Source organism: Hymenobacter chitinivorans DSM 11115 (genome assembly GCF_002797555.1).
GTDB lineage: Bacteria > Bacteroidota > Bacteroidia > Cytophagales > Hymenobacteraceae > Hymenobacter > Hymenobacter chitinivorans.
In genome coordinates, this window is record NZ_PGFA01000001.1 from 1308978 (window position 1) to 1321877 (window position 12900).

12 protein-coding genes are annotated in these 12900 nt (G+C 61.1%); 7 read left to right on the forward strand and 5 right to left on the reverse strand.

Features of this window, described 5'->3' with window-relative positions; all coding sequences use genetic code 11:
* Positions 1-41 precede the first annotated feature (41 nt).
* The 7 genes from trpB to CLV45_RS05455 all read left to right on the forward strand — a co-directional run bounded on the left by trpB (position 42) and on the right by CLV45_RS05455 (position 7521).
* Entirely contained in the window at positions 42-1235 is a 1194-nt protein-coding gene (gene trpB, locus CLV45_RS05425) for a tryptophan synthase subunit beta (RefSeq protein ID WP_100335364.1), read from the forward strand.
* Between the two features lie 133 nt (positions 1236-1368).
* The gene (gene trpA / locus CLV45_RS05430) at positions 1369-2151 is read left to right on the forward strand and encodes a tryptophan synthase subunit alpha (protein WP_100335365.1); all 783 of its coding nucleotides are present in this window, start codon (positions 1369-1371) and stop codon (positions 2149-2151) included.
* A gap of 205 nt (positions 2152-2356) precedes the next feature.
* A complete protein-coding gene (aroF, locus tag CLV45_RS05435; protein ID WP_100335366.1) occupies positions 2357-3370 on the forward strand; it encodes a 3-deoxy-7-phosphoheptulonate synthase in 1014 nt (337 codons plus the stop codon).
* A 169-nt stretch (positions 3371-3539) separates the two neighbouring features.
* Positions 3540-4850, forward strand: a complete 1311-nt coding sequence (locus CLV45_RS05440; RefSeq protein ID WP_100335367.1) for a helix-turn-helix domain-containing protein — start codon at positions 3540-3542, stop codon at positions 4848-4850.
* 112 nt (positions 4851-4962) lie between these two features.
* A complete protein-coding gene (locus tag CLV45_RS05445; RefSeq protein ID WP_100335368.1) occupies positions 4963-5352 on the forward strand; it encodes a hypothetical protein in 390 nt (129 codons plus the stop codon).
* A 19-nt stretch (positions 5353-5371) separates the two neighbouring features.
* Complete coding sequence (locus tag CLV45_RS05450) at positions 5372-6391, forward strand: DoxX family protein (protein ID WP_157807309.1); 1020 nt, start codon at positions 5372-5374, stop codon at positions 6389-6391.
* A gap of 386 nt (positions 6392-6777) precedes the next feature.
* Entirely contained in the window at positions 6778-7521 is a 744-nt protein-coding gene (locus tag CLV45_RS05455) for a phenylalanine 4-monooxygenase (RefSeq protein WP_100335370.1), read from the forward strand.
* 88 nt (positions 7522-7609) lie between these two features.
* Here the strand turns inward: CLV45_RS05455 and CLV45_RS05460 are convergent, their stop codons facing one another.
* The 5 genes from CLV45_RS05460 to CLV45_RS05480 all read right to left on the reverse strand — a co-directional run bounded on the left by CLV45_RS05460 (position 7610) and on the right by CLV45_RS05480 (position 12793).
* On the reverse strand, positions 7610-8491 hold the full coding sequence (locus CLV45_RS05460) for a dienelactone hydrolase family protein (RefSeq protein WP_170061814.1): 882 nt from the start codon (positions 8489-8491) through the stop codon (positions 7610-7612).
* Positions 8492-8605: 114 nt separating this feature from the next.
* Entirely contained in the window at positions 8606-9967 is a 1362-nt protein-coding gene (locus CLV45_RS05465; RefSeq protein ID WP_100335371.1) for an ABC1 kinase family protein, read from the reverse strand.
* The gene (locus tag CLV45_RS05470) at positions 9967-10599 is read right to left on the reverse strand and encodes a TetR/AcrR family transcriptional regulator (RefSeq protein ID WP_100335372.1); all 633 of its coding nucleotides are present in this window, start codon (positions 10597-10599) and stop codon (positions 9967-9969) included. The genes CLV45_RS05465 and CLV45_RS05470 overlap by 1 nt, the downstream gene beginning before the upstream one ends.
* A 68-nt stretch (positions 10600-10667) precedes the next feature.
* On the reverse strand, positions 10668-11987 hold the full coding sequence (locus tag CLV45_RS05475) for a cryptochrome/photolyase family protein (RefSeq protein ID WP_100335373.1): 1320 nt from the start codon (positions 11985-11987) through the stop codon (positions 10668-10670).
* Between the two features lie 89 nt (positions 11988-12076).
* Positions 12077-12793, reverse strand: a complete 717-nt coding sequence (locus tag CLV45_RS05480) for an SDR family NAD(P)-dependent oxidoreductase (RefSeq protein ID WP_100335374.1) — start codon at positions 12791-12793, stop codon at positions 12077-12079.
* Positions 12794-12900 lie beyond the last annotated feature (107 nt).

Sequence of the window (12900 nt, forward strand, 5' to 3'; positions counted from 1 at the left end):
CTGCGCCACCCACTGCGAAACCCTGCGTGAAATCCCAGACCATGACTTCCCAATTTCAACCCAACGCCCGCGGCTACTACGGTGAGTTCGGCGGGGCCTTTATCCCCGAAATGCTCTACCCCAACGTGGAAGAGCTGCGCGACCAGTACCTGCAAATTCTGGCCGACCCCGCGTTCCAGGCCGAGTACCAGCAGCTCCTGCGCGACTACGTGGGCCGGCCCACGCCGCTGTTTGAGGCCAAGCGGCTGTCGGCGCGCTACAACACCCGCATTTATCTGAAGCGCGAGGACCTCTGCCACACCGGCGCCCACAAGGTGAATAACACCGTGGGGCAGATTCTGCTGGCCCAGCGCCTGGGCAAAACCCGCATCATTGCCGAAACCGGCGCCGGGCAGCACGGCGTGGCCACGGCCACCGTGTGCGCCCTGATGGGCATGGAGTGCATCGTCTACATGGGCAAAACCGACACCGAGCGGCAGAAACCCAACGTGGAGCGCATGCGCCTGCTGGGCGCCAAAGTAGTGGCCGTCACCAGTGGCAGCCAGACGCTGAAGGACGCCACCAACGAGGCCATCCGGGACTGGATCAGCAACCCTGTCGACACGCACTACATCATCGGCTCGGTAGTCGGCCCGCACCCGTACCCGGATTTGGTGGCCCGGCTGCAGTCGGTAATCAGCGAGGAAATGCGCAAGCAGCTGCTGGAGAAAGTCGGCCGGGAGCTGCCCGATTACGTGGTGGCCTGCGTGGGCGGGGGCTCTAATGCGGCCGGGGCTTTCTACCATTTCCTCGATGAGCCTTCGGTGCAGCTGGTGGCGGTAGAAGCAGCCGGGCACGGGATTCACTCGGGCCACTCGGCGGCTACCTCGGTGCTGGGCACGCCAGGCATTATTCACGGCAGCCGCACCTTGCTGATGCAGGACGAGCACGGGCAGATTACCGAGCCATACTCCATTTCCGCCGGCCTCGACTACCCCGGCATCGGGCCGTTGCACGCCTATTTGGGCGCTTCGGGCCGGGCGCGGTTTATCAGCATCGAGGACGAAGACGCGCTGACGGCCGTGGCCGAGTGCAGCCGGTTGGAAGGCATCATTCCGGCCCTGGAAACGGCCCACGCCCTGGCCGCCCTGGGCCAGCTCGGCGCGGGTCCCGACGACGTGGTGGTTATCAACCTCTCCGGCCGCGGCGACAAGGACCTGGAAACCTACATGAAGTACGCCGACAAGCTCAAGTAACTATTTCCCGCCTGTCAATCCTGTCATCCTGAGCTTTGCGAAGGACCTTATAGGATAGGAACGACAGGTTTAGAACGACTTGTGCTAGCGTGGAAAGGTCCTTCGCAAAGCTCAGGATGACAGACAAAAACAGATGCAAAACCGTATCCAACAAGCCTTTGCCAAGAAAGGCCAGAACCTGCTCAACGTGTACTTCACGGCCGGCTACCCCAAGCTGCACGACACCGTACCCCTGATTGAGGCCCTGACCGAAGCCGGTGCCGACCTCATCGAAATCGGTATGCCCTTCTCCGACCCGCTGGCCGACGGCCCCGTGATTCAGCAGAGCAGCTCGGTGGCCCTGGCCAACGGCATGAACCTCTACGTGCTGTTTGAGCAGCTCCGGGAAGTGCGCGCCAAAGTGCCCGACACCCCGCTGCTGCTCATGGGCTATTTGAACCCGATTATGCAGTTCGGCATGGAGAAATTCTGCCAGGCCGCGGCCGAAGCCGGCGTCGACGGCCTGATTCTGCCCGACCTGCCCCTGGCCGAGTACGAGGAAGAGTACCAGGCTATTTTCAAAAAGTACGGCCTGCAGCCCGTCTTCCTGATTACGCCCCAGACGGCGCCCGAGCGAATCCGGCACATGGACACGCTGACGGATGCTTTCCTGTATTTGGTGTCGGGCCCCGGCACCACGGGCGGGGCCAACACCCAGGCTGAGGGCGTGCAGGAAGCTTACTTCGAGCGGATTGCGGGCATGAACCTGCGCAACCCCCGCCTCATCGGCTTCGGCATCGGCAATAAGGATTCGTTCCAAAAGGCCGCCGGCCACGCCCACGGCGCCATCATCGGCTCGGCCTTTATTCGGGCCCTGGAAGACGCGCCCGACGCGCCAGCCGCGGCCCGTCAGTTCGTTGCCTCCATTCTCAACTGATTTTTTCTTCGCCTGTATTTTTTCGTCTGTCATCCTGAGCTTGCCAAGGACCTTCCTTCGATAAGTGACAAAAGCTTATTCAACGTGACCAGGCTCTCTGTTGCCCTGCGCAAAGGCCTTCCTCATAGTGAATCAACTTCAGTGGGATAGATGAGGAAGGTCCTTCGCAAGCTCAGGATGACAGCATAGAAATAACCCCGCCCCCATGATAATTCAACTCGAAAAGAACATTTCGGCCGAACAGAAAGCCGACATCATTGCCCACGTCAAGGACGCCAAGTTCAAAGTCACGGAAGTGGATACCCAGCGCGCCAGCTACCTGGTGGGTACCGGCAAGGCCGAAGTGGACCTGCGCACCCTGGGCCAGCTGCCCGGTATTCTGGACATTCACCGCGTCTCGGACGAGTACAAGCTGGTGAGCCGCAAGTGGCGGGTGCGCCCCACCGTGCTCGACCTCGGCGACGGAGTCCGCATCGGGGAAGGCTCGTTGAGTATTGCCGCCGGCCCGTGCAGCATCGAGAGTGAGGCCCAGATGGAGAAAATCATGCAGCACCTCGTCGACAACGATGTGCGCCTGATGCGCGGGGGCGTGTTTAAGCCCCGCTCGTCGCCTTACTCGTTCCGCGGCCTGGGCATGGATGGTCTCAAGCTGTTTCACCAAATGGCCCGGGCCCGCGGCATCAAAATCGTGACGGAGGTCATGCAGGTGTCGCAGGTGGAGGAAATGCACGACTACGTGGACGTGTTCCAGGTGGGGGCCCGCAACACCCAGAACTTCAATCTACTCGATGCCCTGGGCGGCGTCGATAAGCCGGTGCTCATCAAGCGCGGCATTTCGGGCACGATTGAGGAACTGCTATCCTCGGCCGAATACGTGTTTTCGGGTGGCAACGAGAAACTGATTCTTTGCGAGCGGGGCATCCGGACCTTCGAAACGGCCTCGCGCAACACTCTGGATTTGAACGCCGTGCCCATTCTGAAGGAGAAAACCCACCTGCCGGTGGTAGTCGACCCCTCGCACGGTATCGGTATCCGGGACTACGTGCCCACCATGGCCCTGGCCGGCGTAATGGCCGGCGCCGACGGCATTCTCTACGAAGCCCACGAGAAGCCCGAAGAAGCCGCCTCCGACGGCGCCCAGACCCTGAACTTCCAGGAGTCGGAGCGTCTGATCCGCAACCTGCGCAAAGTTTACGCCCTGCGCCAGGAGCTGGAGTAATTTAGTTGTCAGTTGTCAGTTGGCAGTTGTTAGTTGTCAGGAGGGGCGCATATTTTTTGCGCCCTTCTTTCTTATGCCTGATGAATTGGAGCAACTAGAGCCGCTACCTTTAGTACGCGGCTCTCTTGCTTTCTAACAACTGACAACCAACAACTAATAACTAACCACCATGCCCTTCACCTTCAGCGTCTACAGCGGCTTGCTGCTGCCGTTCTTCGTGCAGGGCGTGGTGGTGAGCGGGGTGCTGCTGGGGCGGAGCCGGCGCCTCGGCACGGCCGCTGACGCCTGGCTGGCGTTGCTACTGGTGCTGCACACGCTACGGCTGGCCCAGTGGATGCTGGGCTTCGCGGGCTGGTACGACTCGCACGACGCGTTTTCGACCTTCATGTTCTACTTTCCGTTCAGCAACTGGCTGGCGGTGGGGCCCGCGCTGTACTTTTATTTCCGTAGCCTGACCAACCAGGAGTTTCGGTTTGAGCAGCGGCATTGGTGGCATTTCGCGCCGGTGCTGCTGTTGCTGGCCGGGCACCTGGTTGTTTTTTTGTACGACGTAGCCTGGTGGTATGGCCTGCGCGGCCAGCCCTTGCCGGCGCACTTCGGCACCAAGGGTCCGTGGGCGGCCGCGCTGGACCAGCTGCCGCTGCACTACGTCGTGGACGTGGCCAGCTACCTGTCCATCGGAATCTACGCTGGGCGCACCCTGCGCGAATACCGCGCCTATGCCCGCTACCTCAACGACAACTTCTCCGATACCGACCAAATTCGGTTTCGGTGGCTGCGCAATGTGCTGGTGGCCGTGCTCATCGGCACGGGCGTCACGCTGGGGTTTGGGGTGATTAACAGCTTCGTAACCCCGCTCAGCTACTACCAGGCCTGGTACGATTATCTGTTTACCGGCCTGCTGATTTACTACCTGAGCATTGCCGGCCTGCTCACCGGCCACCAGCTGGCCGGACTGCGCTTTCAGCCCACCACCGAAAGTCTGGCCCCGGAGCCCGAACCCGACTCCGAGCCTGACACGCTTTATGAGCCGGAGCTGGTGCCGGAACCCGAGTTACCCATTCTGGCTGGAGCCGCGCCCGAGCCGGCAGTTTCCGCTGCTATGGCCGCCCAGACACCCGCCGCGCCAGAGGCCGAGGCTGAGCTCACGCGCTGGACTGCCCGCCTGCTCACGCACATGCAAACGGCCCGGCCCTACCTAGCCCCCGAGCTGACGCTGGGTGAGCTGGCCGCCCAGCTGCGCACCAATACCTCCTGGTTGTCGCGGGTTATTAACACGGGCTGCGGGCAGAATTTCAACGACTTCATCAACGAGTACCGGGTGCGCGAAGCCGAAGTCCGGCTGCAGAACCCGCGCTTCCGGCACTACACGCTGCTGGCCGTAGCCCTAGATGCCGGGTTCAACTCGAAGTCGACTTTCAACCGGGTTTTCAAAAAGCTGCGCGGCACTACCCCCGGCGAAGTACCCCGGCCGAAGTAGGAGGGAGGTAGTAGCAAACTATACATTGGGACGTCCCAGGCCGTAAATCGGGGCGTTTGGGGCTGCCCGGGGGCGTTGCTTTGGAACATCGTTTCACTTCAACCCCATTCCTATGCGTTACTACTCTATCCTGCGGCCTGTGTCGGCGCTGGCCTTGCTGCTCACGCTCAGCGGCACTTTCACCCTCTGCCAAGCCAGCCTCAACTCCGACCTGTTCATCGAGCCCGGCAAGCAATTCGCCCTGGGTGGCGGGCAGCCCGGCGCTTTTAAAGTAACGGCCCGCAACGTAGGCAACGTGGCCGTCGAGTTCAAGGAACGGCCTCGCAACGGCGGTATTTTCGGCCGGACTACCCTGCAGCCGGGGCAGACGGCTACGCTGCGCTACCTAGCTGGCTCCACGGCCGTGCTGCTCAACGGCTCGGGCCAGACCGCCAACGTGCGGCTGCGCATTACCGGCGACACGAATCTGCGCATGGACTATGAGCCCACCGGTCAACAGTAACCGGCCCATGTTTCTGAATATGAAAAAGGTACTGTTTGGCGCTGCGGCCCTGCCCACGCGCGCCGCCGACGTTGCTTGGCTGCTGTTTCGCCTGCACCTGGGCTTGTCTATTGCCCTTGGCGCCGGCTGGTCGAAGCTAGTGGGGCTGTACACGGCCACGGAAGCGGCCAAGCTTACCGGTACCGCCGGGGCGGCCCCCGACTGGTTTGTGCAGCAAGTGGCCGGATTGGGCTTCACGTTTCCCTCGCCCTACCTCTGGGCCACGCTGGCGGTATGGGGCGAATTTGGGGGCGGCCTGCTGTTGGCCTTGGGTTTACTCACCCGACTGAATGCCTTGCAGCTGGCGTTTCAGTTTTTTGTGGTGGCTTTCCTCTGGTACGAGAAGCCCGAGCCCGTGCTGGGTATGTATTATCAGCAGCTGTTGTTCTGGGCCTTTGTGCTGGCTGCGGCTCTGGGCGGGGGCCGCTACTCCCTGGACTATTGGCTGACCCGCCCTGCCCGGACTACTCCAGCATGGCGCCCCGCAGCCACTGTGGCGCTTCTTGCCGGACTCTTTCTAGCCGCCGCAACCCCGGTACAGGCCCAAAACCCACCGGAACCGGTAACCTGGCCGCAACTGCAGCTGTTGGCCCAGCCCTGGAGTGGGACGCTCACCTACCTCGATTACCGCTCCCAGCAGTCCGTCACGCTCCCCACGAAGCTGAGCGGCCGGCAGTCGGGGGCCCGGCAGCTGACGCTGGCTTTCACCTATGAGGAACCCAACGGCCAGCAGGTCTCGGGCGCAGATACGCTGGAGCTGTCGGCTGATGGGCAGACCGTGACCTGGGATGGAGTAGCGTTGCGGGTTCGGCAAAATACGGTGCTCCCCGACCAGAGCCGGCAATTGGTACTAGAAGGTGAGGGGCAAGACAACGGGAAAAGCTGTCTGATTCGTAAGACTCTACAGCTTATGGCCAGGCAAGTGTCTGTCAAAAAAGAAATTAGCTATGGGCCTGGTTATGCCTTTATAACCAGGAATACCTACTTGTTCAGCAAATAAAGCTTCGGTTTCTGCCGGAAGGCCATTATCCGGCAAGAGAGTCTGTTTGTGGATAAGTATACCTTGAATTTTACGGTATAAAAGGATAAGAACGTATGTAAGTATGATTATAGGCCTTTCGAAATAGGGGGTGTAGTTGTAATTATAGTTGAGTTATTGAGAAATGACTTAAAAAAATATAGCCCTTAGGTACACAAGTTGTTTTTATTCTTCTATATATTTGCATTCAGTATGATGAACCAAACCGCGAAATGCTTCTGCCTAAATATTCGTCCCGTGGTGGACGGAGTCGGGCCATTTTGCCGGAACGGAAGCTAGAAGCTCATGCTACTAACCCTCTGAAAATCGCAAAAGCCCGACTCCGCCCCAGGAGCCGGGCTTTTTTTATGCCTCTCGTCATGGTAACTCAGCACTACGACCAGTACACTGCCCAGGACCACTTGGTTTGGAAGGTTTTGTTTGACCGCCAAACGGCCTTGCTGCACAAACGCGCCGCCACGGTATTTGAGCAGGGCCTCACCAAGGCCGGTTTGCACCGCCAGGCTCTGCCGCGCTTCGAGGAAGTCAGCAAGCGGCTGCAGAAAGCCACCGGTTGGCAGCTGGAGCCCGTCACCGGCATGCTCGACGACGCTACTTTCTTCGGGTTGCTGGCCGAGCGCAAGTTCCCGGCCACGGTCTGGATTCGGTCCATGGCCCAGTTTGACTTCGTGCAGGAGCCCGACCTGTTCCACGGCGTCTTCGGCCACGTGCCGCTGCTGATGGATCAGGCCTTCGCCGATTTTCTGCACTTTTTGGGCCGGGTAGCCGCCCAGCACCTGCACGATGCCCCGGCCCTGCAGCGTCTGGAGCGCCTCTACGGCTTCACGGTGCAGTTTGGGCTGGTACAGGAAGACGGCGCCACCCGCATGTACGGCGCCGGTTTGCTGTCCTCGTCGGGCGAAATCCACCATTGCATTGCCGATGAGGGCAACCGTCAGCCCTTCGACCTGGCCACGGTGCTGCACACGCCCTACAGCGAGGCCCAGCTTCAGGACCACTACTTCGTGCTCAACGGCTGGGAACAACTCACTGAAAGCGTGGCCGAACTGGCCGCCATTTTGTCGAGCGGCTGGGAACTGCAGCCGGTGTGAAGGACCCCACGTGCAGCGTAAGCTCGACGACAGAAAAGCCACTCCCCGGGGAGTGGCTTTTCTGTTGTCGAGCCTAGTGAAGATCTGCTTAGCCTTTCAGCTTGAAGTTCTTGCGCAGGTATTCCAGGGCCGCGGCATGGGCGTCGGCCGAATACTTCTGGCTGTATTTGGGGTTCGAAGGGTTGGCAAAGGCGTGGTCGGCATCGTAGCTTTTGATGGTCACCTTCTTCTTAGCAGCGGCCATGTCTTTCTGGAACTGGGCCACCACTTCGGGGTTAATCCACTTGTCCTGGCTAGCGAAGATGCCCAGCACGTCGGTGTTCAGCGTCTTGAGCTTGGCCACGTCCTTTTCGGGCATGCCGTAGTACATCACGCAGCCCACGGCCTTGGGGCCGGCCAGCAAAGCCGTCTGCAACGACCAGCCGCCGCCGAAGCACCAGCCGATGGACGAAACCTTGGCATTGGGACCAGCATACAGCAGTGCCCCTTTGATAATGGCTTCGGCCCGTTCAGTTTTCACGGCCTGCATCAGCTTGCCGGCCTCGTCGGCGGTAGTGGCTACCTGCCCGTCGTAGAGGTCGAGGGCAATGACGTTGACGCCCTTCAGCTCATTGGCGTAGGTGGCGGCTTCCTTCTTGATGTAGTCGTTGAGGCCCCACCACTCGTGAATCACGAACAGGTACTTGTCGGAGCGCACGTTGCTCTTAATTTCAAAAGCCTTGGCCGTCTGGCCGTCGGTGGTCTTGAACTCAATCATTTCGCCCTGGCCCTCGTAGGCGTAAGGGAGAGGTGCGTCGTGGCCGCCGCTGAAGTCTTCGTTGGTAGCCAGCATGGCAAAGGCTTCGGTGGCATTGGCGCCGGCCGAAGGGCGAGAGCAGCACGTGAGCTTGGCCGGGCTGGGGCTTACCTGGGCCGAAGCCACGGAAACCACGCTGAGCAAGGCAGCGCACAGAGTCCATAATTTTTTCATGGAGCAGAACGGTAGGGGAAGTGTGGAGGATAAAAAAGTGGCTTTTCAGAACAACGAAGCGCGAAAAGCCACTGTGGAAGCTAAGAACTGCCGGGCTGGAAAATGGTTTTCAGCCTATGCTCCAACGAGTGCCCCGGTCTGTACCGCAGCGCGCAGCTCGGTGAGCAACGCGTAGAGGCCCACGTAGGTACGGTTGAGGTAGATAAAGTGCTCCGAGCCGCGGGGCTCCCGCTGCTTGCGCAGCTCGGGCTCCTGCATTAGCTCGTCGCCGAGCTGGTAGAGCGCCGCCAGGTAGGCCGGGTCGCCAAAGTCAAAGGTGGACTGGCGGAAAGGGCGGCCCACCAACTCCAGCGAGGCCTGCATGGTTTGCAGGTAAAACGCCCGGCGGGCCGGGGAATCCTCGGGCCGCAGCACGCCGGCCTGGGTCAGCAAATCAGCCAGGCAGGCTTCGTCGGCTAGGGTTTCGGGCGTGAGCAAAGCCGTAAACAGGGCGTAGACGTCGGCCGGAATTTCCTTGACGCAGCCAAAATCCAGCACGCCCACGGTGCCGCCGTGGTCGGCGCGCAGCAGGAAGTTGCCCGGGTGCGGGTCGGCGTGGACGCGGTGCAGGGTGTGGAGCTGAAAGGCGTAGAAGTCCCACAAGGCCTGACCGAGCTGGTTACGTACCTGCTGGCTGGGGTTGGTGGCCAGGAACTCATTGAGATGCTGCCCGCTGAGCCAGTCCATGGTCAGCACCCGGTTGGTCGACAGCTCGGGGTAGTATTTGGGGAACTCCAAATGGGCCAGGTGGGCGCACTCGGTGGCTATTTCAGTGCCGCGCTGCAATTCCAGAGCGTAGTTGGTTTCCTCCAGCAAACGGGCTTCCACTTCTTCCAGGTAGGGCCGTACGGTAGCCTCATCCAGGCCCAACACGCGCAGGGCAATGGGCTTCACCAGCCGGATGTCGGATTGAATACTGTCGGCCACGCCGGGGTACTGCACCTTCACGGCCAGTTGCAGACCGTTTTTGCGGGCCAGATGCACCTGCCCGATGCTGGCTGCCTGCCGGGCGTTGATACCAAACTCGTCGAACACCTCGAAGGGCGAGCGGCCGAAGGCGTCGCGCAGCACCTTGGTTACCAGCGGGCCCGACAGCGGCGGACTCTGGTACTGGGCCTGGGCAAACAGGTCGGAATAGGCCGTGGGGAGCATGTTTTTCTCCATGGCCAGCATCTGGGCTACCTTCAGCACCGAGCCTTTCATTTCGCTCAGGGCCCCGTACAGCTCGGCGGCGTTGGCCGCGTGCAGGTCCTGGGTTTCACTCGTGACGCCGGCCGCGCGCTTGGCGTAGTGCTTCACGTAGTTGGCCCCGACTTTCAGGCCGGTTTTGGCAAAACGAGCCGCCCGGGCCACTTTCGTAGTGGGCAGAGAAGCCAGCTGCCGGCTCTCGGCGGGCTCTTGGTCCGTCGGGTCGGGCTTCAAGGTTTCGTTGCTCATTAGCGGCGGTGTACCAGAAAGCGGGCCAGGTCCAGGGCCGAGTCTAGGGTGTTGCGGCCCACCAGGTCGAAGCTCAGGGTCACGGCCTTTTCGATGGCCGCGTCGGTGCGCTCGAAGTTCAGGGATTCGTCTTTGGCAAAGAAGCCCAGCACGAACAGGGCCTGCTGCCAGAACAAACGCGGGTACTGATCCTGCACCAACGGGCGCACGGCGACTTCCTCCGTGCGCTTGCCTTCCTGCAGAATATCCTGCACGAACTGCTCGAAGTCCTGGCGGAAGTCGTCGAGCACGCGCGGGGTGAGGCCGGGCATGCGGTGCAGGGAGCGGCGCAGCGAGTTCAGGGCGTAGCTGCGGTTCTGCTTGAGCAGCTCCAGCAGGGTGTAGTAGAAGCCCAACAGCTTTTCGCGGGCCCCGTACTGCTCCCACACCGGCTCGGTGGCGGCGCGCTGCCGGGCCTGGCGGGCAAAGTCGGCCCAGATTTCCCGGTCAATGGCGTTGAAATTGGCGTAGTACTGGTAGAATTCCGCTTCCGGAATGTTCAGCTTGCTGGTGAGCTTGTACACCGACGCCGGCGGAGTGCCCTTGCGCAGTACGTAGTCGAGGTAAGCCTGTTTAATGCGGTCCTTATCCATGGTTCTATAACCGTTTCGGAGCTGGTAAGTTGCTTTTGGAGTGGATTAATTGCCCGGGCCAGCGGCTCTTATTCCCGGGCCTGATACGCGGCCCGAAACGTGGCAATGGCCCGTTCCCGGGCAAACTTATGCTCGACAATGGGCTTGGGATACTCACAGGTGCCAAACTCGGGAATCCACTGCCAGACGTAGGCAAAGGTGGGGTCGTACTGCTCCTGCTGGCTCTGGGGGCTATACACCCGGAACCAGGGCGCGGCCACGGCCCCGGTGCCGGCCATCCACTGCCAGTTGCCCACGTTCTGGGCCATGTCGTAGTCGAGTAGCTTGTCGGCAAAGTACCGGTCACCCCAGCGCCAGTCGATGAGCAGGTGCTTGACCAGAAAGCCGGCGGCGGCAATCCGGGCGCGGTTGGGCAGGTAGCCGGTCTGGTTCAGCTCCCGCATGCCGGCATCCACCAGCGGGTAGCCCGTACGGCCCTCGCACCAGGCCTGGAATTCCGCCTCGTTGTTGCGGTAGGGCACCTGGCGCAGGCGCGGATCGTAGCTTTCGGTGGCGGTGTAGGGGAAGTGCCAGAGCAGCATCATGAAGAAGTCCCGCCAGATCAGCTCGTTCAGTAGCTTGGGGTTCAGCTCCCGGGCCTGCCGCATCAGCTCCCGCACGCTCAGGGTGCCAAACCGCAGATGCACCGAGCGGCGCGTGCTGCTGTTCACCAAGCCGGGTTTGTCGCGGGTGTTGTGGTAGTTGCGCACCAGCTCTTCGGCGGGCAGCTCGGCGGCGGGTACCTCTTGCTCAAACCGCACAAAACCCATCTGCTCCAGCGTCGGCCGCGGCGCAGCGTCGGGCAGTTGCGCCAGGTTAGCATTGGTAAACAATTCCCGGGAAGGAAACGGCGCCAGATGCTCGTCGCGCAGGGCCGCCAGCCAGGCTTTGCTGTAGGCCCCAAAGACCTTCGGCGGCGTCCCGGACTTGCTCAGGATTTCATTCTTGGCGAAAATTACCTGGTCCTTATACGCCTTGAAGTCGGTGCCGCCAGCCCGGAGCAGCTCCGCCACGGCCCCGTCGCGCACGGCGGCGTAGGGCTCGTAGTCCTCATTGGTGTATACAGCCGCCACGTCATAGTGCTGCGTCAGCTGGGCAAAGACCTCCAGCGGCTTGCCGTAAAAGGCCAGAAACGTACCGCCGGCCTGCTCGGTCTGCCCAGCCAGGCGTTCTACTTCGTCGTAAATAAACGTGACGCGGGCGTCGCGGCGGCCAGGCAGCAAATCCAGGATTTCCCGGTCGTAGATAAACAGCGGCACCACCGGATGGCCACTTTGCAAAGCCGCCGTCAGGCCCGCATTGTCGTGCTGCCGTAAGTCGCGCCGGTGCCAGAACAGAACGATTTTCATACAGTTGTCAATTGCTAGTTGGTAGTTGTTGGTTGTCAGTTGTCAGAACGAACTAACAACTGACAACCAACAACTACCAACTAAAAACACTACTTCAGCCGGCCCATTCCGCCGTCCACGGGCATTACCTGCCCGGTGATAAAGCCGCTGTGGTCGGAAAGCAGGAACGACGCCATGTAGGCCAGGTCCTCGGGCTGTCCGATGCGCTGCAGCGGGTGGCGCTTGGCCCCGGCTTCAAGCTTCTCGGGTGAGTTGAGCAGGGGCGCGGCCAGGGGCGTGTTGGTCAGGGACGGGGCAATGGCGTTGACGCGGACGTTGCTGGCGGCATACTCGGCGGCCAGGGCCCGGGTGAGGCCTTCCACGGCGGCTTTGGCCGTGGCAATGCTGGTATGAAAGCTCATGCCGGTGGTGGCGGCCACGGTGCTAAAGAGTACCACCGAGGCGCCTTCGGCCTTTTTGAGCTTCTTCATCGTGGCCTGCAGGATTTGCACCGCGCCCAGCACGTTCAGCTCGAAGTCAGCGCGGAAGTCGTCCAGCGGAATTCGCTCGAAGGGCCGCAGCTTGATGCTGCCGGGGCAATAGACTACGCCGTGCAAGGTTTCGGGCAGCTGGGCCAGTAGCTCGGCCGGCAGGGGCTGGGTGGCGTCGGCTTCCAGATGAGTGGTGTTCAGCGCGGCCAGCTCGGGCGAAAGGTGGCGGGAAATGGTAAAGAGCTTGGCTTCAAGGGAGTGCAGCAGGTGGGCCGTGGCCAGGCCAATGCCCGAGGAAGCGCCGACGAGCAGAATGTTCTTCTCTGAAAAATTCATGGGTGGAGTAATGCCGAGGTTGTGCTACTGACAACTGAGCCGGCTGCCCAAGGTTTATATCTTGTAACCTTAATGCCCAGAATAACGAATGTTTGTTTGCGAATTGC

Bases quoted from the DNA above. Each gene is read 5' to 3' on its own strand.
- trpB (WP_100335364.1), top strand. From the start codon at position 42: ATGACTTCCCAATTTCAACCCAACGCCCGCGGCTACTACGGTGAGTTC.
- trpA (WP_100335365.1), top strand. From the start codon at position 1,369: ATGCAAAACCGTATCCAACAAGCCTTTGCCAAGAAAGGCCAGAACCTG.
- aroF (WP_100335366.1), top strand. From the start codon at position 2,357: ATGATAATTCAACTCGAAAAGAACATTTCGGCCGAACAGAAAGCCGAC.
- CLV45_RS05440 (WP_100335367.1), top strand. From the start codon at position 3,540: ATGCCCTTCACCTTCAGCGTCTACAGCGGCTTGCTGCTGCCGTTCTTC.
- CLV45_RS05445 (WP_100335368.1), top strand. From the start codon at position 4,963: ATGCGTTACTACTCTATCCTGCGGCCTGTGTCGGCGCTGGCCTTGCTG.
- CLV45_RS05450 (WP_157807309.1), top strand. From the start codon at position 5,372: ATGAAAAAGGTACTGTTTGGCGCTGCGGCCCTGCCCACGCGCGCCGCC.
- CLV45_RS05455 (WP_100335370.1), top strand. From the start codon at position 6,778: ATGCCTCTCGTCATGGTAACTCAGCACTACGACCAGTACACTGCCCAG.
- CLV45_RS05460 (WP_170061814.1), bottom strand. From the start codon at position 8,491: ATGAAAAAATTATGGACTCTGTGCGCTGCCTTGCTCAGCGTGGTTTCC.
- CLV45_RS05465 (WP_100335371.1), bottom strand. From the start codon at position 9,967: ATGAGCAACGAAACCTTGAAGCCCGACCCGACGGACCAAGAGCCCGCC.
- CLV45_RS05470 (WP_100335372.1), bottom strand. From the start codon at position 10,599: ATGGATAAGGACCGCATTAAACAGGCTTACCTCGACTACGTACTGCGC.
- CLV45_RS05475 (WP_100335373.1), bottom strand. From the start codon at position 11,987: ATGAAAATCGTTCTGTTCTGGCACCGGCGCGACTTACGGCAGCACGAC.
- CLV45_RS05480 (WP_100335374.1), bottom strand. From the start codon at position 12,793: ATGAATTTTTCAGAGAAGAACATTCTGCTCGTCGGCGCTTCCTCGGGC.